At 59.0% G+C, this 21753-nt stretch carries 18 protein-coding genes and 2 pseudogenes; 12 read left to right on the top strand and 8 right to left on the bottom strand.

The genetic code is table 11. The features are described 5' to 3' along the window. Positions 1 to 27: 27 nt before the first annotated feature. Positions 28 to 1056 carry an AraC family transcriptional regulator gene (locus tag KGB06_RS18655; protein ID WP_223518360.1) on the bottom strand — a complete coding sequence of 343 codons (1029 nt, stop codon included), beginning with the start codon at positions 1054 to 1056 and terminating at the stop codon, positions 28 to 30. A gap of 209 nt (positions 1057 to 1265) precedes the next feature. On the opposite strand from KGB06_RS18655, the gene KGB06_RS18650 reads away from it, so the two are divergent. From KGB06_RS18650 to KGB06_RS18615, 8 genes are all read left to right on the top strand, one after another. After that, positions 1266 to 2861: an FAD-binding oxidoreductase gene (locus KGB06_RS18650; protein WP_223518357.1), complete on the top strand. Its 1596-nt coding sequence runs from the start codon at positions 1266 to 1268 to the stop codon at positions 2859 to 2861. Positions 2862 to 2866: 5 nt separating this feature from the next. Beyond that, the gene (locus KGB06_RS18645; protein ID WP_223518353.1) at positions 2867 to 4471 is read left to right on the top strand and encodes a glycerol-3-phosphate dehydrogenase/oxidase; all 1605 of its coding nucleotides are present in this window, start codon (positions 2867 to 2869) and stop codon (positions 4469 to 4471) included. A 204-nt stretch (positions 4472 to 4675) separates the two neighbouring features. Beyond that, positions 4676 to 6244 carry an FGGY-family carbohydrate kinase gene (locus KGB06_RS18640; RefSeq protein ID WP_223518421.1) on the top strand — a complete coding sequence of 523 codons (1569 nt, stop codon included), beginning with the start codon at positions 4676 to 4678 and terminating at the stop codon, positions 6242 to 6244. A gap of 241 nt (positions 6245 to 6485) precedes the next feature. Then, the gene (locus KGB06_RS18635; protein ID WP_223518351.1) at positions 6486 to 7772 is read left to right on the top strand and encodes a phospholipase; all 1287 of its coding nucleotides are present in this window, start codon (positions 6486 to 6488) and stop codon (positions 7770 to 7772) included. Positions 7773 to 7842: 70 nt separating this feature from the next. Further along, positions 7843 to 9798 carry a DUF1302 domain-containing protein gene (locus tag KGB06_RS18630; RefSeq protein ID WP_223518348.1) on the top strand — a complete coding sequence of 652 codons (1956 nt, stop codon included), beginning with the start codon at positions 7843 to 7845 and terminating at the stop codon, positions 9796 to 9798. Between the two features lie 134 nt (positions 9799 to 9932). Continuing rightward, complete coding sequence (locus KGB06_RS18625; RefSeq protein WP_223518338.1) at positions 9933 to 11306, top strand: DUF1329 domain-containing protein; 1374 nt, start codon at positions 9933 to 9935, stop codon at positions 11304 to 11306. 93 nt (positions 11307 to 11399) lie between these two features. Next, positions 11400 to 11645 carry a FitA-like ribbon-helix-helix domain-containing protein gene (locus KGB06_RS18620; protein WP_223518336.1) on the top strand — a complete coding sequence of 82 codons (246 nt, stop codon included), beginning with the start codon at positions 11400 to 11402 and terminating at the stop codon, positions 11643 to 11645. Next, positions 11642 to 12061, top strand: coding sequence for a type II toxin-antitoxin system VapC family toxin (locus KGB06_RS18615; protein ID WP_223518333.1), 420 nt, complete (start codon positions 11642 to 11644; stop codon positions 12059 to 12061). The genes KGB06_RS18620 and KGB06_RS18615 overlap by 4 nt, the downstream gene beginning before the upstream one ends. 119 nt (positions 12062 to 12180) lie before the next feature. Here KGB06_RS18615 and KGB06_RS30145 read toward each other — a convergent pair. Continuing rightward, positions 12181 to 12777, bottom strand: a pseudogene (locus tag KGB06_RS30145) (methyl-accepting chemotaxis protein); the annotation flags it as partial. Between the two features lie 309 nt (positions 12778 to 13086). Then, positions 13087 to 14067: pseudogene (locus KGB06_RS30140) on the bottom strand (methyl-accepting chemotaxis protein); the annotation flags it as partial. 289 nt (positions 14068 to 14356) lie between these two features. Between KGB06_RS30140 and KGB06_RS18605 the strand changes: the two are divergent. Together KGB06_RS18605 and KGB06_RS18600 are read left to right on the top strand one after the other, a co-directional pair. Then, entirely contained in the window at positions 14357 to 15028 is a 672-nt protein-coding gene (locus KGB06_RS18605; RefSeq protein WP_223518327.1) for a histidine phosphatase family protein, read from the top strand. Between the two features lie 25 nt (positions 15029 to 15053). Further along, complete coding sequence (locus KGB06_RS18600) at positions 15054 to 15911, top strand: phosphatase PAP2 family protein (protein WP_223518324.1); 858 nt, start codon at positions 15054 to 15056, stop codon at positions 15909 to 15911. A gap of 243 nt (positions 15912 to 16154) precedes the next feature. Here KGB06_RS18600 and KGB06_RS18595 read toward each other — a convergent pair whose 3' ends face one another. After that, complete coding sequence (locus KGB06_RS18595) at positions 16155 to 17561, bottom strand: DUF2252 domain-containing protein (RefSeq protein ID WP_223518321.1); 1407 nt, start codon at positions 17559 to 17561, stop codon at positions 16155 to 16157. 215 nt (positions 17562 to 17776) lie between these two features. On the opposite strand from KGB06_RS18595, the gene KGB06_RS18590 reads away from it, so the two are divergent. After that, the gene (locus tag KGB06_RS18590) at positions 17777 to 18028 is read left to right on the top strand and encodes a helix-turn-helix transcriptional regulator (RefSeq protein ID WP_223518318.1); all 252 of its coding nucleotides are present in this window, start codon (positions 17777 to 17779) and stop codon (positions 18026 to 18028) included. Further along, positions 18025 to 19224 carry a type II toxin-antitoxin system HipA family toxin gene (locus KGB06_RS18585; RefSeq protein ID WP_223518316.1) on the top strand — a complete coding sequence of 400 codons (1200 nt, stop codon included), beginning with the start codon at positions 18025 to 18027 and terminating at the stop codon, positions 19222 to 19224. The genes KGB06_RS18590 and KGB06_RS18585 overlap by 4 nt, the downstream gene beginning before the upstream one ends. Before the next feature lie 68 nt (positions 19225 to 19292). Here the strand turns inward: KGB06_RS18585 and KGB06_RS18580 are convergent, their stop codons facing one another. From KGB06_RS18580 to KGB06_RS18565, 4 genes are all read right to left on the bottom strand, one after another. Continuing rightward, positions 19293 to 19700 (bottom strand): hypothetical protein, encoded by a 408-nt coding sequence (locus KGB06_RS18580; RefSeq protein WP_223518314.1) that lies wholly within the window; start codon positions 19698 to 19700, stop codon positions 19293 to 19295. Beyond that, positions 19697 to 20389: a DUF433 domain-containing protein gene (locus KGB06_RS18575; RefSeq protein WP_223518311.1), complete on the bottom strand. Its 693-nt coding sequence runs from the start codon at positions 20387 to 20389 to the stop codon at positions 19697 to 19699. Before KGB06_RS18575 ends, KGB06_RS18580 begins: the two co-directional genes overlap by 4 nt. A 319-nt stretch (positions 20390 to 20708) precedes the next feature. Further along, positions 20709 to 20957: a hypothetical protein gene (locus KGB06_RS18570; protein WP_223518309.1), complete on the bottom strand. Its 249-nt coding sequence runs from the start codon at positions 20955 to 20957 to the stop codon at positions 20709 to 20711. A 35-nt stretch (positions 20958 to 20992) separates the two neighbouring features. Continuing rightward, positions 20993 to 21376, bottom strand: a complete 384-nt coding sequence (locus KGB06_RS18565) for a DUF6124 family protein (RefSeq protein ID WP_223518305.1) — start codon at positions 21374 to 21376, stop codon at positions 20993 to 20995. Positions 21377 to 21753 lie beyond the last annotated feature (377 nt).

Genomic DNA, 21753 nt, shown 5'->3' with positions numbered 1-21753 from the left:
TAGGACGTTGAAACAGCCTCTGAGCCTTCAGCTTTCATCCTGCACCCGGTGAGTTTGGCGAAACTCGCCGGGCGGCATCCCGCGCCGGCTTTTGAACGTACGGTGAAACGAGCGGGGTTCGGTGAAACCCAGGTACTGGGCGATGTCCTGAATCGGCAAGGCGCTGTTGAGCAGGTAATGCTCGGCCAGTTCCTGGCGCAGGTCATCGAGGATCTGCTGGTACGACGTGCCGGCCTGATGCAACTGGCGTTGCAGCGTACGCACCGACACGGTGAGCTGCTCGGCCACTTGCTCCTTGCGGGGCAGACCTTCCTTGAGCAACTGGCGCAGGATGCTTTTGACCCGCTGTTCCAGCGACGCATCCTCCAGTGTCGCCATCAACCCCATGGCATGTTCTTCCAGGGTGCGCAGCAATTGCGCATCGGCCTGGCGCAAGGGCAGCTGCAAATACGGCAACGGGACAATCAGCGCCGAATAAGGCTGGTCGAACAGTACCGGACAGTCGAAGAACTGCTCGTACTGCGCCAGCGTCGTGTCAGCCGGTCGTGCATGTTCCAGCCAGACAGCGGCCGGCGACATCTGCGTATCAGCGATCCAGCACGCGTATTGCAGCCAGGAGCCGAGCACGTTTTCCACCAGGTGTCGGCGGATACGCGGTCGTTGATAGCGGCATGTCCAGATCAGGTGCACGTGGCTGTCCTGCACCTCGACGCGGCTGACGCCCATGTCGCCCACCAGCTTCTCGAACGGCATGATGCGGCTCATGGCATCGCCCAGTGTCGCGCAGTTCATGGTGATGTAACCCAGCACGCTCCAGGAGTTGGGTAACACAAAACGCGCGGCGTTGAGACCGAACAACGGATCACCCGAGTGTTCGCAGAAATAATCGAGCAGCCGTTCATGGGCTTCACCCGGCAACCGCAGGCTGTTGTCACTCAACTGCTGCGCCTGCAACCCGGCAGCCGCCAACGCAGGCTCGATGGCCACGCCCAGTTGTTCGGCATGTCGCAGGTACTTGAGCAGCGGCGGAACTGAAGTGAAGCCCAGGGATTGCATGATCGTATTCCTTTGATCAAGGCCCGCGTGCGCGGATGAATGCCCCGAAAGGTAATTTGAAACCACGGCTAAAGTAAATGGCTGATGCCTGCGCGACGTTTGACTCAATTGGCTACTCGAACTGGCCCGATGCGACCGTGACACTTTCGGGCGGATGACTAGTATGTGGCTTGAAATATCACTGATCAGAACCGCAAAAGGACACATGCATGCGACGCTGGAACGGCTGGGGAGATGCAACCACGGTGGTCGAACTGCCGGCCCAGGGCGCGGGGTTTCTCGCTGACCGGCTAGGTGCCGGTCGAACGCTGCCCGATGCGACGCTTGAGACAGCCTTGGTCCGCGTGCCGGCCTCGCGGTTGCAGGAACACACCTTGTTCAGCGTGGATGCGCATGATCGTCTACTGCATGCCCGGGGGCAGAGCCTGCCGGACTGGCTGGCGTTGCGTGAAGGTGCGCTGGGGAATTATCCCGACGCCGTGGCCTTTCCCGAGAGCGCCGAACAGATCCGCCAGTTGCTGACCCTCGCCCATGAGCAGGACTTGTGCCTGATTCCTTATGGCGGCGGCACCTCGGTGGCCGGGCACATCAACCCACCGAGTTCCGCGCGGCCGGTGGTGACGGTTTCGCTGGCGCGCATGAATCGCCTGCTGGACCTCGACGAACAGAGCCTGCTGGCCACCTTCGGCCCCGGCGCGACAGGGCCGCAAGTGGAAAGTCAGCTGCGCGCCCGTGGTTACACCCTGGGGCATTTCCCGCAGTCATGGGAGCTGTCGACCCTGGGCGGTTGGGTCGCCAGCCGTTCCAGTGGCCAGCAATCGTTGCGTTACGGGCGAATCGAGCAACTGTTCGCCGGCGGGACCCTGGAAACCTTTGCCGGGCCTTTGGAAATCGCCACGTTCCCGGCCTCGGCAGCAGGTCCTGATCTGCGCGAGGTGGTGTTGGGTTGCGAGGGCCGTTTCGGGATCATTTCCGAGGTGAAGGTGCGGGTCAGCGCACTGCCCGCTGATGAACGTTTCTACGGGGTGTTTCTGCCCGATTGGCCCAAGGCACTGCAAGCCATCCGCCAGTTGGCCCAGGCGCGCGTGCCGCTGTCGATGCTGCGCTTGTCCAACGCGGTGGAAACCGAAACCCAGCTGGCCCTGGCCGGTCACCCACAGCAGATCGCCTGGCTGGAAAAGTACCTTGCCCTGCGCGGCGCCGGTGAGGGCAAATGCCTGCTGACATTCGGCGTGACCGGTAATCGTCGGCAAAATGCGCTGTCCCTGAGCCAGGCCCGGCAGCACCTCAAGTCTTTCGGCGGGGTGTTTACCGGCACCTTGCTCGGCAAGAAGTGGGAGCAGAACCGCTTCCGTTTTCCCTACCTGCGGGAAAACCTGTGGAACGCCGGTTATGTGGTGGACACCCTGGAAACCGCCACCGACTGGAGCAACGTCGATAACCTGCTCACTCTCATCGAAAGCAGCCTGCGCGACGCCTTGGCGGCTGAAGGCGAACGGGTGCATGTCTTCACCCACCTGTCCCATGTCTACGGCGAAGGATCGAGCATCTACACCACCTATGTGTTTCGCCCTGCGGCGGATTACCCCGCGACCCTGGCGCGCTGGCAGGCGCTCAAGCAGGCGGCCAGCCGGACCATCGTCGACAACCACGGCACCATCAGTCACCAGCATGGCGTGGGCAAGGACCACGCGCCGTACCTGCGGCGGGAGAAAGGGGCGCTGGCGATGGACACCTTGCAGGCATTGAGCCGGCATTTTGATCCGGCCGGGCGACTGAACCCTGGCACGCTGTTGCAGGAGTGACGGACATGAGCCTGGACTGGAACGCCGCGTGGCGACAGCAGGTGCTGCCGACGCTGGCGGATGAAAACTGGGACCTGATCGTCATCGGCGGCGGCATCAGCGGCGCCGGTATCCTGCGCGAAGCCGCGCGCCGCGGCTGGCGTTGCCTGCTGCTGGAGCAGCGTGATTTCGCCTGGGGCACCTCCAGCCGATCCTCGAAAATGGTCCATGGCGGCTTGCGGTACATCGCCAAGGGCCAGTGGCGCCTGACCCGCGATTCGGTCCGCGAACGCCAGCGCCTGCTCGACGAAGCACCGGGACTGGTGGAGCCGATGAGTTTCATGATGCCGCATTACCGTGGCGGCTTTCCCGGACCGCGGGTGCTGGGTGGTTTGTTGTCCATCTATGACGCGTTGGCCGGGCGGCGTAGCCATCGCTTCCATGACGCGCAACAACTGCGTTATCTGGCGCCGGGGGTGAAGGAACATGACCTGCTGGGTGGCACCTGTTTTGTCGATGCACTGACCGATGACGCCCGACTGGTGATGCGCGTATTGGGCGAGGCCCGGGCCGACGGCGCCGTGGTGCTCAACAGCGCGCGCGTGCAGCAATTGCTGCGTGAAGAGGGACGGGTTTGCGGGGTCCAGGTCGAGGACAGCGAAGGTGGCGCGTCAATGCAATTGCGTTGTCGCGTGTTGGCCGTGGCCACCGGCGCCTGGGCTGGGCGCTTGCGCGTGCCCGATGCCCCTCGCCAGTTGCGCCCGTTGCGTGGCAGTCATTTGTTGCTGCCGGGTTGGCGCCTGCCAGTGGCGCAAGCCTTCACCTTCCTGCACGAGCGCGACCGTCGACCGGTGTTCGTTTTTCCGTGGGAGGGGGCCACGGTGGTCGGCACCACGGACCTCGATCATCACGAAGATCTGGACCAGAGCGCGAGCATCAGCAGCGAGGAACTCGACTATCTGTTGGCGGCCTGCACCCAGCAGTTCCCCCAGGCTGAGGTGGTCGCGGCCGATGTGCTGTCGACCTGGTCCGGTGTGCGCCCGGTGGTGGGCAGCGCTGCGAGTGAACATCAAGGCAAGCCGTCGAATGAAACCCGTGAGCATGTGCTGTGGCAGGAACCGGGTTGCGTGACCCTGGCCGGCGGCAAGCTGACCACCTTTCGCCCGCAGGCGATCGAAGTGCTCAAGGCCTGCGCGACCATGCTCGACCGCCCCTTCAATGATGACGCCGCGCCGGTGTTTGCCGTCGTGCCGCAGCTGACGATCCCCGGACTTTGTGGCAGCCAGTGGCGGCGCCTGGCCGGGCGGCATGGTCGTGACCTGCCGAGGCTGGCGAAACTGATCGCGGAACTGGGCCATGACAGCGTTGGCGCCACTGACACCTTGTGGGCGGAACTGGCTTTTGCCTGTGAGGCGGAAATGGTCCTGCACCTGGATGACCTGCTGCTGCGCCGAACCCGTCTGGGTCTGTTGCTGCCGCGTGGCGCCGAGGATTATTGGCCGGCCATACGCCGACTCTGCCAGCCACGGCTGGGCTGGGACGATGAGCGTTGGCAGCAGGAGCAGCAGCGCTACCTGGAGTTGTGGCAACGCCATCACGGTTTGCCCTACAGCCGCGTTGAGCACCCATAGCCCTGTAGCAGCTGTCGAGCGAAGCGAGGCTGCGTTCGGCTGCGAAGCAGTCGCAAAACCCCCAGCCCGGTGTTTCAGATAAACCTCGGAGCAGGGAGGGCGAGAACGATGTTCTCGGACGCAGCCTCGCTGCGCTCGACAGCTGCTACACGGATTATAAAAATTCAGGAATGTGCGCGACCCATGCCCATTGAAGAGAGCTCCATGGATAACCACCCGAACAAGCGTTACCTGCTGGCCATCGACAATGGAACCCAGAGCGTGCGCGCGCTGCTCTTCGACTTGCAGGGCAATCTGCTGGGCAAAGGCAAGGTCGAGTTGCAGGCCTATTACTCGACTCAACCCGGCTGGGCCGAGCAGGACCCGGAGTATTACTGGGCGAAATTGGGCGAGGCCTGCCAGCAGGTGTGGCAGCAAACCGGTATCGATCGTTCGCAGATTGCCGGGGTATCCCTGACCACTCAGCGCGGCACATTGATCAATGTCGATGCCCAAGGCAAGGCGCTACGTCCGGCGATCCTGTGGCTCGATCAACGCCAGAGCGAAGTCGAAGGCGGGATCAAGGGGCCGTGGGGCTGGCTGTTCAAACTGGTCGGCGCGCAAGCCACCGTGGATTATTTCCGCGCCCAGGCCGAGGCCAACTGGATCGCCCGCCACCAACCTGAAGTCTGGGCGGCGACCGACAAGTTTTTGCTGCTCTCGGGGTTTCTCACTCATCGCCTGTGCGGGCAATTTGTCGATTCCGTGGGCTGTTGCGTCGGCTACCTGCCGTTCGACTTCAAACGTCTGAAATGGGCCGCGCCCAGCGACTGGAAATGGCAGGCGCTGGCGGTGCGTCCCGAGCAGCTGCCGAGCCTGCACAAGCCCGGTGAAACCTTGGGTTACATCAGCGCCGAGGCCAGCCGCCACACCGGCATTCCCGAGGGGCTGCCGCTGATCGCCGCGGGTGCCGACAAAGCCTGCGAAGTCGTGGGTTCCGGTGTCGTCGATGCTGACACGGTGTGCCTGTCCTACGGCACCACAGCGACGATCACCAGCACCCGGTCGCGCTACCTGGAAATCGTCCCTTTGATCCCGCCTTACCCGTCTGCAGTGCCGGACCAATACAACTGCGAGGTGATGATTTATCGCGGTTACTGGATGGTCAGTTGGTTCAAAAACGAGTTCGGGCTGAGGGAAATGCAGCAGGCCAAAGCGTTGGGCGTGGAGCCTGAGCAACTCTTCGATGCACTGGTCGACGCCGTGCCGCCGGGGTCCATGGGGCTGATGTTGCAACCCTACTGGTCGCCGGGTATCCGCGAGCCGGGCATGGAAGCCAAGGGCGCGATGATCGGCTTCGGCGACGTGCATACCCGCGCGCACATTTACCGGGCGATCCTCGAAGGCCTGGCGTATGCCTTGCGGCAGGGCATGGAGAGCATCGAGAGGCGTTCGAAGGTCACCATCAAGCGTTTGCGCGTCGCCGGGGGTGGCTCCCAGAGTGATGCCGCGATGCAGCTTACGGCCGACATTTTCGGCTTGCCGGCCGAGCGTCCGCATGTCTATGAAGCGTCCGGTCTGGGCGCGGCCATTTGCTGCGCGGTGGGGCTGGGGCTGTACGCGGATTTTCCCACAGCGATGGCGGCCATGACCCGGGTCGGTGCGGTCTTCATGCCGCAACCCGAGGCGCAGCAGATCTATGAGCGACTGTACAAAGAGGTCTACCTGCGCATGTATCGACAGCTTAAGCCGTTGTACCAAAGCATCCGCAAAATCACCGGTTACCCCGCCTAAAAGAACACCAAAGCCCCCCTGTGGGAGTGAGCCTGCTCGCGATGGCGGTCTCTCATTCGACACCTATGTCGACTGACACTCAGCTATCGCGAGCAGGCTCACTCCCACAAGGGGCGGTGGTGTTTTTTGTACCGCAGCGTGGCGCTATCGGAGAACTTTTCTGGTGAGATTGGACAGTGTCAGGGGCAGGGTCGGTTGTTAGGCTCAACCCCCACTGCTCATCCAATAAGAACAAAAAGCAATGAAGCTGACATTCCTCCTGCTGCTTTGTGGAACGGCGCCGATGGCGTGGGGCTGGTCCAACCATACGGTCGGCAGCTACCTGGCGTTGCAGGATTTGCCGGCCTTGCGCACCGCTCCTCAGGTCGAAGTCGAGCCGCTGGAGCAGTTTCTCGCGCAGCAATACCAAGCCGTGTCCGTGCTGCTGGACGAGCAGGAACGCTTCGCTCGTGAGCACTTCGACCAGTACCCGTCGCGCCCCGACAGTCTGCGACTGCCAGCCGTGCCAGGGGACAATCTGCGGCAAGACTTCCTCACCGCGTTACGGATCAATCCCCGGATTCATCTGGCGATGGTCATCCAGCCGCTGCCGGGCAAGGATTTGCCCGAGCGTGAACACCTGAAAGCCGAGCAAGTCATGGTTGAGCAGACCCTGTCGCCGTGGAATCGCCAGCGTTTCATCCGCGTGGCTGACGGTGAAAAAGTAGCGCCCCTGGCCGTGTTGGCCAGCGCCGCCGATGAGCCTGATTACGGCCACGACATCAATCTGTTCAGCGACAACCCAGGCTTGGTGGGCGCGTTGTACGGCTTCGGCCCGCAGCCTTTCGGCGATGCCCGGTTTCAGTACAGCTCCCAGGCGCCGTTCCATATGGGGTTCTTCCATGAAAGTGCGGTGGTGTATGCCGCTGCCGGATTTCTTCAGCGCAGCTGGCCGCACTGGCGCGCGTACCAGTACATGGGGTTGGCGCGACTGGCGTTTGCCACTGGCCATTCTTACTGGGGCTATCGTTTTCTCGGATGGGGCCTGCACCACGTTCAGGACCTGACTCAGCCTTATCACGCCAAGCCGCTGCCGGGCGTCGAACTGGCAAGCCTGCTGCTGCTGGAAAGCAAGGCGTTGGTCGGCTTCGACGCCGATAAGCATGCGGCCATCGAACGGGTCGCCACCCGGCACATGGAAGTGGAGAAATATCAGGCGACCTGGCTTCGTCGCCTGCTGCGCGCCGGCCAGGCCCATCCGATGCTCGAGGCTTATGCCTATCACGCACAAGACGCCAGTTACCCACCGTACTCGGTGGACTACCTGCGCGAGGTGGTGAGTGCCGAGTCCGCCGACGAGTCCGCAGCGTTTGATGAAGCCATCGGGCAGTGGCTGGACACGGCTGCGATCACCAGCGATTTCAGCGCCGGTAACCAGGTGCAACACGAAGACTTCGACCATCCGGTACTTAACCAACAGCTGTTCAAACTGCTGGGGCATTTCGGCGCGCACAGCCGGATTTATGTCAGTGCGGGGTTGGCGCCATAGCCATCGCGGCAACATTGCCCACTCATACCGAAACCATAAAAACAATAAAACCAGGGAAGAGGAACAGATCATGAGCACTCGATTTCGCCTGTCTGGCACGGCGCTCCCCAGCGTCGGCCTGGCAGGGCTGCTGCAACTGTGCGCGGTCGACGGCGTGCAGGCCGAGGAGTTCAGCGTGCTGGACAATCAGGTCACCGGTTCTTTCGACAGTACCTTGTCCTATGGTCGCTTGTGGCGGGTCCAGGGCCGGGACAAGAACAACGACGACATCAACACCAACGACGGCAATCGCAACTTCGACACCGGGCTGGTTTCCGAGGTGTACAAGATCACCTCGGAGCTTGAGGCCAACTATCAGAACTACGGGATGTTCATGCGCGGCACCGCGTTCTATGACACCCAATTGATGGACAAGCGCAACGATTACTACCGCAACAACAACCCGTCGCAACCGAGCCAGAGTTTCCCGCAAGACGACCACTTCACTGACCAGACCCGCGATATCGCCGGTAGCCGGGTGGAGATGCTCGACGCCTACGTCTATGGCAACTGGGACGTCGCACAGATGCCGGTCACGGCACGTCTGGGGCGCCAGGTGTTCAACTGGGGCGAGGGAATTTTTTACCGGGGCGGGATCAACACCACCAACCCGGTGGACGCGGCCAAGTACCGTTTGCCCGGCGCCGAAGTCAAGGAAGTGCTGGTACCGGTGGAAGCGCTGAGCTTCAACATCGGCCTGACCGACACCCTGACCATGGAAAGCTTTTATCAGACGAACTGGAAGGAAACCCGCATCGACCCGGTAGGTACTTTCTACTCGCAAACGGACCTGTTCGCCGACGGCGGCAACACCGGCTACAACAACTTTACCGATACCGCGCTGGACACCCCGGTGCCTGGCTTCGGCAACGTGATTGGCCTGTACAGCGCGCTGGGCAACAACCCCTCGCTCAACCAGGCCCTGAGCACCACCGGCCTTTATGCCAACGGGGTGACCCCGACCTTCGGCAATATCGTCAAGGTGGCAACAGTCGGCAAGGATTACAACGCGCGCAATGACGGCCAGTTCGGTTTCGCCTTTCGCTATGTCGCAGAAGAACTCAACAGCACCGAGTTCGGGTTGTACATGGTCAACTACCACGCCAAGGAACCGACTGTCTCCGCCGATCTGGGGGGGTACCAGGGCATCGACATGAATGCCCTGACCAACCTGCTGACCGGTGTTGCCGGTAGTCAGGCGGGGCAACTGGCCAACGGCCTGGCGACCGTGGATGTGCTGGGCAATATTCAGGCTCATCGTCGCTACGCCGAAGACATCCGCATGTACGGCTTCAGTTTCAACACCACCCTGGGCCAGGCGTCGGTGTTCGGGGAAGTGGCCTATCGGCCGAACCTGCCCATAGGGGTCGCCGCCACCAATGACCTGATCGGCGATCTGGCCAACGGCGCTGCCGCATTGGCAGGCGGTCAGAGCATCAACATCGGCGGGCAGCAAGTCACGCTCGACAGCCAGATCAACAACGCTGAGCGGGTGGAAGCGTTCAACACCTCCCTGGGCACCATTTACAACTTTGGTCCGCGCCTGTCGTTCGACTCGATGTTCGGCGTGTTCGAGCTGGTGTCCGAGCACCTGCGCGGCAGTAACCTGCAGTACACCGCTTATGACGGCAGTACCCGTTACTTCGCTGGCACCGGTAACTTTTCCTATGTGTCCGGCGGCCGTCGCAGCGACCAGGTCAACCGCGACTCCTACAGCTACACCGCGATGGTCAACGGCACCTGGAACGACGTGTATGCCGGGGTCAACGTCTCGCCCTACGTCGTCTACAAGGACGACTTCAAGGGCAACAGCTATCAGGCGGGCAACACCATCGACGGTCGCAAGGCCTACACCTTGGGGATCAAGGCCAACTACCAGAATAAGTTGGAGGCCGAGCTGCAATACACCGAATTCTACGGCGGTGGGCAGGACAACGGCCTGCGTGATCGCGACAACGTCGGCTTTAACCTCAAGTACTTCCTTTGATTTCTACACGCAGACCTTGTGTGGGAGCGAGCCTGCTCGCGATGAGGGCAGCACATTCAGCATAGATGTCGCCTGACGCGCCGCTATCGCGAGCAGGCTCGCTCCCACAGGTTTTTGTATTTCGGAGAACGATCATGTTTCACACTTCACGACTGACCAAGATCTCGCTGGCGCTCGTCTTGAGCCTGGCCGCCAGCAACGTGCTGGCCGCCATCACGCCCCAGCAAGCCGAGCAATTGAAAACCACGCTGACACCGCTGGGGGCAGAGCGTGCCGGCAACGCCGGCGGAACCATCCCGGCCTGGGCCGGCGGTATCACCCAGGCGCCGGCAGGCTACAAGCCGGGTCAGCATCACCCCGACCCGTACGCGGCGGACAAGCCGCTGTTCACTATCACCAAAGCCAACCTTGAGCAGTACAAAACCCACCTCAGCCCGGGTCAGATCGCCCTGTTCAACAGCTACCCCGAGACCTTCCAGATGCCGGTGTACACCAGCCGTCGTTCGGGCTCGGCGCCGCAGTGGCTGTATGACAACACCTTGAAAAACGCGACTTCGGCCAAGCTGCTCGACGGCGGGACCGGTTTTGCCGATGCCTATGGCGGCGTGCCGTTCCCGGTACCCAAGGATGGGGTCGAGGCGCTGTGGAACCACATCACCCGTTATCGCGGCATCTATGTGGTCCGTCGTGCTTCCGAAGCGCCGGTACAGCGCAACGGCAGCTTCGCGCTCGTGACCTCGCAGCAGGAGGGGCTCTTCAACTATTACCGCCCGGGCGGGCAGTTTGTCGACTTGAAAAACATCCTGTTTTACTACTTGGCGTTCGTGAAGAGCCCGGCCCGACTGGCCGGTGGTGCGGCGTTGATTCATGAGACCCTGGACCAGCTCAAGGACCCGCGTCAGGCCTGGGTCTACGACGCCGGCCAACGCCGTGTGCGCCGGGCGCCGAACCTTGCGTATGACACGCCGATCGCCTCATCCGACGGCCTGCGCACGGCGGACGATACCGACCTGTTCAACGGCTCGCCAGACCGCTACGACTGGAAGCTCAAGGGCAAGCAAGAGGTCTACATTCCCTACAACAACTATAAACTCGGTAGCCCGGAGGTGAAGTACGCGCAGTTGCTCACACCGGGTCACCTCAACCCACAATTCACCCGTTATGAGCTACATCGGGTCTGGGTGGTCGAAGGCACGCTCAAGCCGGGCTCGCGGCATATCTATTCCAAGCGCGTGCTATTTCTGGACGAGGACAGTTGGGGCGCCGCATTGGTGGATCAATATGACGGGCGAGGGGAGTTGTGGCGGGTGTCGATGGCCTATCTGAAAAACTTCTACGACCTGCCCACCACCTGGAGTGCGCTGGACGTTTTCCATGACTTGCAGGCGCGTCGTTACTACGTACAGAACCTGGACAACGAAGAGCCGGCCACCGTGGACTTCGCCCAACCGGTGCCGGAAGACGCGTATTTCATGCCGTCGGCATTGCGCCAGCGCGGGACGCGGTGAGTGGTGCCATTGGCCGCTTGGCAGTTTGTCAGGTTTTGACAAGACAGAATGTGCTAGCCTCAATCAATGATTTCATTGATTGCAGGAGGCATCATGGCCAGCATCACTATTCGAAACCTCGATGATCAACTCAAGGAGCAGTTACGTATCACAGCTGCTCATAACGGACATTCCATGGAAGAAGAGGCTCGGCTGATTCTGGGGCGGGCATTGGCTACGATTGATCGCGCTGGAGGTCTGGGTAGCCGGATCCGCCAGCGTTTCTCTACGAGCGGCGGGATAGAGCTCAATCTGCCTTCGCGGCAGGATAAAGCGACCGCGGTGGATTTCTCCGAATGATAGTGCTCGATACCAATGTTCTTTCTGAGTTCATGCGAGTCGAGCCCGATGCAAATGTGTTGGATTGGGTCGATGCTCAACCGGCGATGGATCTGGCAATCAGCGCAATTACCGTGGCGGAAATTCTTCACGGTATCGCGCGACTCCCGTTTGGCAAGCGCAAACAGAAACTGGAGTCTCATGCGATGGCCATGTTCGAAGAGGACTTTGCCGGCAGGATTTTCCCATTTGACGCTCATGCCGCCGTCGAATACGCGACGCTGGCTGCAGGTGCTGAAGCAAAGGGGCGATCGGTTTCAATGGCAGATGCGCAAATTGCCGCTATTTGCCGAAGCCATGGGGCTTCGATAGCCACCCGCAATGTTCGGGACTTCGAGTTTTCCGGGGTTGAGGTGATCAATCCGTGGGAGGCCTGAGCATCTTCGCAGGCAGGTAGATCGCATTCGCGAGCAGGCTCGCTCCCACAGATTAATCACGGTACCTGTGGGAGCGAGCCTGCTCGCGATTGGAACGTTGACTCAGCGCTGATACGACATCAAACGCGGAAATGGCTGACCATCATCTGCAACTGATTACCCAACCGTGCCAGTTCAACACTGGACGCAGCAGTTTCGTCGCTGGCGGCGGCGGTCTGTTCGGACACGTCGCGCACGTTGATGATGCTGCGGCTGATCTCTTCGGCCACGGCGCTTTGCTGTTCGGCAGCGGCGGCGATCTGCTGGTTCATCGACTGAATGTTGGACACCGTCCGGGTGATGTTTTCCAGTGAAACACCCGCCTTGCGGGTCAGCGCGACGCTGCTGTCCGTAAGGGTGCGGCTGTTGTTCATCACCGCCGACACTTGCTGCGTGCCGTTCTGTAGAGCGGCCACCAGGCCTTCGATTTCTTCGGTGGATTTCTGCGTGCGTTGGGCCAAACCACGAACCTCATCAGCCACCACCGCAAAACCACGTCCGGCTTCACCGGCACGCGCGGCTTCAATCGCGGCGTTGAGCGCCAGCAAGTTGGTCTGCTCGGCGACGGCTTTGATCACGTCCATCACGCTACCGATCTTGTCGCTTTCCTTTTGCAGCACGCTCATGGCTTCGGTGGAACGCACCACTTCGCTGGCCAGGCGTTCGATCTGGGCGATGGCTTCGTTGACCACTTTGTCGCCTTCACGAGCTTCACCGTCTGCGGCAGCAGCGGCTTGTGAGGCTTCTTCGGCGTTGCGCGCGACTTCCTGCACGGTGGCAGTCATTTCGTGCATGGCGGTGGCGACCTGATCGGTCTCGACCTTCTGGCTGTTTACGCCAGCGCTGGTTTGCTCGGTCACGGCGGACAACTCTTCAGCCGCGCTGGCGATCTGGGTGACGCCGTCGCGGATGCCGCTGATCAGGTCGCGCAGGGTCACGCCCATGCGCGCGATACCTTGCTGCAACACACCCAGTTCGTCACGGCGAGTGACTTTGACGTCGTGAGACAGGTCGCCGCTGGCGATGCGGTCCACCACGGCCAAGGTGTCGCGAATCGGGCCGGTGATTTGACGGGTGATGATCACAGCGGCAATTACGCCGACCAGCAACGCGAGCACGGTGCTGATCAATTGCAGAGTGCGGGCCTGGGCGCTCTCGGCGTCGCGGCGGTCGAGCTGAATCTGATACAGCTGATCGCTCAGTGTCACGATGGCGGCTCCCTGGTCGGTCATCTCCTTGCGCGCTTGCACTGCATCGGCGTTGGCCGCTTTATACGACTGCAAGGCGCTGCGGTAGTTGACCAGCGCGGTTTCCAGCTGACGCAAGGCGTCTTGCTGAGTCTCGGCGAACTGCGTGTTGAGTGGTTTGAGGCTGGCAATCGCCGCGTCCAGTTGGCCGACGGCTTTTTGCTCGGTCTCGGCGTTGGTGGTGGCGGTGTAGCCGCGCACTTCGTAGCGGGCCAGGATGAACGCTTCCTTGGCGGCGGTGATGGCCTGGAATTGCTCGAAGCGCTGATCGCTCAGTGGCATTTGCTGCACGCGGCTGCTGATGGCTTCGATCAGCGAGCTGGCGGTTTCAGCATTGGCGCCCATGGTGTCGCGGGCGCTGTTGCCGGTGCGGTAGGCGCTGCGCATTTTGTTCAGCGAGGTCTGGTACGCCGCAATGACGGTGCCTTGCTCTTTAAGCAGCTTGAGGTTTTCCGGGCTCTTGAATGTCGACAGCAATGCTTGTTGCTGAGCAGAGAAGGCGTCGAGTGTGGTCTGTACATTCTGCGCAGCTGTTTCGTCGCCATTGGTCAGCATGTATTGCAGGCGCACCACACGTAGCTTGGTCAGGCCGGCGTTGAGCTGGGTGATGTCGTTCATCCAGTTGCTGCGGTCAATCAAGCTGCCCAGGCTCGTCCAGCCCGTCAGGGCCAGGATGCAGGTCAGAGCCAGGACCAGGCCGAATCCCAGGCCCAGTTTCATGTTCACGCTGATATTGCCGAACCAGTTATTCATCAATTCCTCCAGGAACGTTGAGCTTCTTGATCATCGATTGGCTGGAAGATTGTTGTTTTTGGGAGCCAGCAAGGTAGGTAGCAGGTCTGTATCGGCCGCATTTGCGAGAGCTGAAAGGATTTTGTAGGGCGGAACCTGTAACAAGACTTTGCGCGGGTTTAAGCTTTTTTTCACATTACGTTCACCGGTTGCCGACGCACACCTCGCTACTCTCAGGATTTAATGAGAGCGGTACGTGCCGGCGAGGCGGCTTGATGTGGAATTACGACTGAATCTACTCGGGATAAAACGCTCGATTGATTTGAGCCGCTATGCCCGCACACGCAATGTGGCGGTGGTATTGGCTTCTGCGCTGTTGGTGATCCCGTTGACGGTATGGCTGTTGCAACCCGCCGCCGTGCCGGACCTGGCCCATGGCAATGTCGCGGGCGCCAAGGCGTTAGCGGACGGCTGGGCCAAGGGCGACATGATCGTGCTGGTTCGCCATGTCGAACGTTGCGATCACTCCCCGGCCCCTTGCCTGGCGGGCAGCGATGGCATCACCGAGCGCTCCCGAAGCGTCGCGGCCAGTGTGGGCGCGCAGTTCCAGCGCCTCGGGCTGAGCAAGGCTGACATTTACAACAGCCCGATCCTGCGTGCTGTGCAGACCGCCAATTTTATGTTCAGCAAGGCAAGCGTCGGTGAGGACTGGCTAATCAGTTGCAAGGGCACTATGTTGCGTGATGCTTTGGCGCATAAAGTAGCGGGCCGCAATCTGATTTTGGTGACCCACAGTGAATGCATGACGCAACTCGAAAAGGACCTCAAGTTGCCAACCTCAACTCTGGGTTACGGCGCCTCGTTGTTTATCACCGCGCCAACGCCTCAAGCGGCACACATGCTGGGCTTCATTGACGCCTCCGACTGGCACACGGTGACCACCGAATGAATTTTCCTCTGGATCAGGACATACAATGCTGAATTTTTCCCGACACCGCTTTTACTGGGTGAACTTCGGTATTGCGCTAGCCTGCGCGGCCGCGGTTTTCCTGATGTTCGACATGACCACCATCGACATCGCCTTCAACAATCTTTTTTTTGATCCGGTCACCCAGACCTTCCCGCTCGACCAGGTTCACCTCTTCGAGAAAGTCACCCACAAGTGGGCACGCATCATTCCCAACTGGACCGCTGAAATCGCCTTGATCGGCATGTTGCTTTCGTTTGTCTGGCCACTGGTCAACCCGCAAAAGCGCCCATGTATCGGTCAATTTCTGGAGCGGATCAAAGCCGCCCCCGTGCTGCGGTTTACCTATGACCATCGCCGTGACTTTATCTTTGTGGTGGTGGCGTTTGCCGTTTGCACCGGCGTGATCCATTTCCTCAAGGCGCACACCAGCGTGTACTGCCCGATTGAAACGACTATCTACGGTGGCAAGATTGCCCACATGGAGTGGTACAACAACTTCCAGCTGTTCCGTGAAGCCGGCGACGGTCGCTGCTGGCCGGGTGGGCATGCGTCGGGCGGGTTCACCATGCTCGCGCTGTACTTTGTTGCGCGCCGCTACCAATGGCGCTATTCCAAAGCCGTGCTGTGGGGCTCGTTGCTGCTCGGTTTCATCTATGGCACAACACGCGTTCTGCAAGGCTGGCACTACATGTCCCACACCCTCTGGGCCGGGATCTTTGTCTGGCTGGCGTGCTTGCTGACGGCCCTGGCGTTTTACGGGCGGGCAAGGCTGGACGTGCCGGTGCTGAAAAAGGCTGGGCAACCGAACGCCGTTACAGATTCACAACGTAGTAAGCCTGTCGCCCCAGCCTCATTGTCTTGAGCACTTTCAGCGTCGCGGCAGGTTCGGTATCACCGGACCTGACCGCCACGTTGGACGCTGCACCACCTGCCCCCCGTGTGAAAAACAGCCAGTGAAACGTTGACCATTCTTTCAGGCAAAAAAAAGCCCGCGGGAAGGCGGGCAAACTGTAGTTTCTTGAATGAGCGAGAGCAATGTACCGATTGTTGAACCGCAACGGGGTGAAGAAAAGTTCATGTAGATGAACGCCCGCGGCCAGTGCGTTTACGGCAAATGATCCGCCGCAAAGTCAGCCTCCGAACGCGCGCGTAACTGGCCCTTGCGGCAGGCTTGTTGGAATCTCTCGTAGTCGTGGTCATTCTGGTCGGTATAGCTTTTGGCATACTTGACCAGCGCCTGCGCCAATGCATCGCTCTTGCCGATGTACCCGCTGATCTGCGAGGCGTGCCCGGATGATTTGGCATGGGCGCGGGCGAGGGCGCGGCCACACAAGCGTGCGTAGGCCGCAAACGCTTCGGCGTCGAAGGTTTCCAGTTCGGCCGAAATCTTCATGTCGCGCAACTGGCGCACGTAAAAGTGTCGACCGCCGGGACCGGTGGTCCAGCCAAGGAACAGATCACTGGCCGATTGCATCAGCCGCTGACCATCGACCACTCGCTGACCGTTATGTCGAACACGTGATTTCGCCTTCACGTAATCGGCGAGCACCGAACGCCGTGCTTCCTTGAATTGCAGGAACAGTGGGAATTCCTGTTCATCCGTTAGCAACGCCACCAGGCAACGCGTGCCGACACTGCCTACGCCCACCACTTTGAACGCCATGTCGTGAACGTGAAAACGTGACAGTAACTCACGACGGTCAGCTTGCAGCGTGGTTCGGTAGTCGCTCATGAACGTGTCGTACAGCGGGCGCCAGTCCGAAAGGCGCAGCCAGTCATCGTCGGCATCCAGCAGAGTGGTGTTTTTGTGCAAGTGGAAAATTTCCGGCAGATCATCGCGAATGACCAGATGACCTTTCGCGTGACGTTCGCTGATTTTCGGCAGCAGTTCGGCATGCGTACGCCGTTCGGCTTTTTCGATGGCGCGCTCCACATGCTCCAGCGTGCTTTTGCTCGCCTGCTTGAGCAAGTCATCGTAACTGATGGACTCGTACCAGTTATCCAGCTCGCTTTGTTGGGCGCACTCCAGCATGGTTTCCTGATAGGCGCCCACCACTTGGCGGCAGACGGTTTCTTCCACCGTCTCGCCGTGGCGCAGGTCCCGGGCCGCCACCATGAAACTCGCCACCAGGCGTTTCAGGTCCCATTCCCAGGGGCCGGGGTGGGCTTCGTCGAAGTCATTCACGCTGAACAGCAGATTGCGCTCGGGTGTGGCAAAACCGCCGAAATTCATCAGATGGCAATCGCCACAGATCGTCGATACCAGACCCATGTCGGGTGTGGCGGCTAGATCATGGGCTTGCAGCAAGGCGTTACCGCGATAGAAGGCGAACGGCGACACGAGCATGCGGCCATACCGTAACTCGACCAGCGACTTGATCCGGCCCTCACTGGACCGCTTGATCAGCGGCAGCGGATCACGCGTTACTTTACCCATGACCGCCTGAGCACTGCGCGAGCAGTTTTTGCGAGCATCCTTGCCTTGCTTCAAACGGTCTTCGAGGGTGGTCATGGGGGCTCTTTTTGGTTGGCGTTTTGAGGTGAATTCGAACTGAGTGTAGAAGGGGGTTGGGTGGTTATGCGAAGGGTTTGATCGGTGATGGGGTGACTGATGAAGGGGAGTGTTGGGGGAGGCAAATAAGCAAGAAAATCCGGAACCAGCAATTCTGATTAGCTTGAATGTTATGTATGCGATACATTTGGCTATAAATGTTACGGTAGCGGCACATGGATTACTCGCTGATCATCTCCCGTCTTGGCAAGCAAATACGCGAAAAACGTATTAATCGTGGCCTGACGCAAGTCCAGCTCGCCGAACTCGCGGGGCTGACACGACATAAAGTCATTGCGGTAGAAAAAGGCACCCTTAGCGTCGGGATGATCGCTTTTGCGCGAATTCTAGCTGCGCTGGATTGTGAGCTATCGGTCATTCCGGCGGCGATGCCGACACTTGAAGAGCTTGGGGATCTGTTCGAATGAAAATGACTTCTCTCAGCGTCAGCACCCCAGAGGGCAATAGCGGCAGAGTCCTTACCAGTGCCGAGGATTTCCTGTTTCGTTATGACGAAGATGCATTGCCTGCCATGGCGATCAGCTTGTCGATGCCTGTGCGACCAGACGAGTTCCGTCGACGCGACTTGCATCCGATTTTCCAGATGAACCTGCCGGAAGGTTATGTCCTGGAGCAATTGCGTAATCGTTTGGCTAAAACCGTTAATGTCGACCCAATGCTATTGCTGGCGCTTTCCGGTAGCAGTTCGCCCATTGGACGGGTCCAGGTACGCTCCGAAACGGTCGATATTTTACTTGCTGAACAGCGGTTTCCAGGGGAAAAGCTCGAAGAGATTCTGACGTGGGACGGTACCGAAGATATCTTCGCTGACCTGCTTGATCGTTACATTCTTCGCGCAGGCATTTCAGGTGTTCAGCCCAAGGTGTTGGTACCTGAACAGCAGGAAACTGATTTGCCGCGAGTCACCTCGAAAACCTCTGATTTGATCATCAAAAGTGGTCGGGAGGAGTTCCCTGGGCTGGCGCTCAATGAGTTTCTTTGCATGTCCATTGCCAAGGAAGCGGGTATTCCTGTCCCGGAGTTTTTTCTGTCTGATAACGCGCAGTTGTTTGTCATGCGACGCTTTGACCGAGACGATCAGCTAAACCCGATTGGTTTCGAGGACATGGCAGCATTGATGGGGCTTTCGGCCGATCAGAAATACAGTAAAAGTTACGCGGCCATTGCTAAGGTGGTACGGCTTTTTTGTCCGGCAAAACACCAGCGATCCTCTCTCGATCAACTCTTCGATAGCGTCGCCTTGAGCTGCATTGTTGGAAACGGTGACGCTCACCTGAAAAACTTTGGCCTGCTTTACTCGGAGCCTACGCAGCGTGATGCACATCTGGCACCGGCCTACGATATCGTCAACACCACGGCCTATATCCCGGAAGATGTTTTGGCTCTGGATCTGGTGGGTAACAAGTCACTGTTTGCCTCCCGCCAAGGCTTACTGGAGTTTGCACAAACGTGTGAGATCGAACAGCCGAGAGCGCGTATCCAGAAATTGTTAGCGGCGCTGGAGGTCGTGCTTGACCGCTATCCGCAGCATCGAGAACGGGCCCCTCATGTTGCTAGTGCCATTCAACGAGCGGCTGCGCCATTTGTGCTGACGTTTGGGTAAGCTGTTTCTAGGAGTGAAAGGGGGCGAGGAGGCTTCTCAACGGCAATCATTTAAGCGAATGGCGAGCGTTAAATCTTTATCTGATCAAATTTCCCATGGGCAGGAAACTTCCACGGTACGCGGATCGTGGCACCGCCTCTGATCAGATTCGCTTGAGCGGTGATTGCAGGCCACCAACGCACCAAGTTATGAGCCTTGTTCCAATAGGACTCATTTCCCCAATGCTTGGCCAGGCAAAAAACGGGTAGTCCAGATTCGCGAAACGCTCGTTTTTCTATATCGCCCTTTGTAAATTTATCTTGTGAGATTACCGCCCAGCCGCCTTCGTTACTCAGCACTGAAATCCAGTCAACGTCGGTGGTGTTTTGCGGAAATTTATCTCGCAGTGGCAATACCGAATGGCCTTCTACTTTAGTCAACTCATTCAATGCACGGGCCAATGCGGGAGGAAGGTTATTATCCAGCAAGAAGTTCAAGCGGCGTTCCTTTGCTCAAAGTGCACCGCGGCTTCAACGGCTGCCGTAGAAATTTCATAGAGAAGTGCCACCCGTTTGGTGTCTTTTCCCTCTGTTTTATAAGCGCTAAAAATCGTCGCCGTATCGATTCCCGCAGCTGTGAGAACGGGTTTGCCAAAATTTCGAGATGGGTCCAGAACGATGGCTTTACTGCTTTTGACGGGGTACCAACGCTGAGCCGCCTCTGATTCCGTGTAGTCAATGCCCTCGTATAGAGAAGGTTTAATTACCTGCTCGAAGGCATATTGACGCTTTATCAGATCCAGAAGGGACTCATCCCCTGTTTCACTCAGGACGGTGGCGAAAATGCTTCGGCCGTCGGTTTGAAAACGTTTGCAGGTAAATGGATAGGCTTGGTTAAACAGTTCTTTTGCTTGCTGTGAGGCATTGCGGATGGCTTGCAGGCTGACACCGTGCTGGCGGAAGGCATGGACGAAACGAATTTCCAGGAGGTCATGAAAGCCAAGAACGCCCTCATTCAAGTCAGACAGTTCTGAGTTCCAAATTCCCGGATATTGAACACCATGCGCGGTATATCCAAATAGCCACCGGCGAATATCGGCAGCCGGAATCCCCGTGTAAAGGGAGGCTTCTGCCGGTGTGTATAAGCCAATACCGACAAGGCGGCTAGGCAGTTTGATCGTTAGCAATGTGGCCTCCTTGTCAGCAGGTGGTTCGGCGAAGTGATTCTGGTGGGAAGGACGATCTCAAGCAACCGGTCGTGGACGAACAGCCACTTTGTTGGTTCAGCGTAGGTCTAAAGGTTGATCGGCACAATCAGCTCAGAGTCGTTAAGGTTTGAAGGAAATTTCCGATGAGCCTGTCCTTTAATTCGCCCGCAAGATGACCAGGAGTGAGCTGAGTCTGTTGGCTGGAAACGATCTGCTGAGTTGAAACCAAAAAAGCACCTGCGATGTTTTCGTCAGGTGCTTTCGTTATTGATGAGCTACAGCCATTTCGTTACATCGTCTAAACCTGTGCCGGCAATCGTCGACCGACGACATCCATCAAATCGCAGCCATCGCGTAGCGAAGTCACCAGTACCCGCGCCAGTTCGCTGTGAACACCCTCGCCAAACGCGATGCTCTCCAGCAATTGGGTCGCGGTACGGATGCGGTAAGCCGCGGTTTCGTGCAATACGTCCAGCGGTGCTTCGGTGTCGATCAGCAACGACGCGATGGTGCAGTCGATGCCGGTGATAGGCATGTATCGATCCATGAAAAACCCTCCATTGGGTAAACAAACGCGACCATTCAGTGTTGGCTGGTGGATGGAACCTCAGGTAGCCCATCTGGCGGGTCGAGGTTGTCCAGGGCGCGGTTCACTAACAGCTCGGCGAGTACGCTCAACTGCTGAATTGCCAAAGCTGCATTACGGCGCGAGCCTTCGAGTTCACAGGCGAGGTCGGTGGTCATGACGTTCAGCGAAGCGAGGGTTTCGCAGGCGTGAGCGAGCAGGGTGGGGGAGTCGATGTCGGGGAGGAGGGTGAAAACGTGGCTGATGGGATCGGGGCGTTTTGGGTGGCGCAGGCGAGCGCTGACGGTGCTTTCGGTGGTATCAGAGAGTTGGGTCAAATCGGGAGTGTCTGCATCTTGAAGTGCCGCAGATTCGGGTGGATTTGGAGTGATTTTTTTCATTTTGAGTTTCCTCACACTATTGATAAGAGCTACCAATCCCCTGCTGTCAAACAGGATCGGGTGGCAGCTGTACGCGGGTTGACAGACCGGAAGTGTGAGAACCCGGTGCACCCGAAGATGCCCCGCGCACAGCCGCCATAACAAGATTGCATGCGCGTGAGCATGCCGCCCGGTCAGGAGGAGTGAAAGGTTACACTTTTTAGCCTGTCAAAGCCGATCGCTGTTTTGTAGCGACATCTGAAGGCTATCGACGCAGAACCGCTTCCGCCAGTTCATGAAAGTCGATACGAGTTGCGGGAAGTTTCCTAGGACGGTGACTACATTCCTACAAGGCTCAAATTTTCAATATTCAGTGACCTCATCCCCCCTCAAAACCC

It is taken from the genome of Pseudomonas sp. GL-B-19, from assembly GCF_019956415.1.
Classification (GTDB): Bacteria; Pseudomonadota; Gammaproteobacteria; order Pseudomonadales; family Pseudomonadaceae; genus Aquipseudomonas.
Note: the sequence above shows the minus strand (reverse complement) of the source record. Positions and strands in the feature narration are given on the sequence as shown.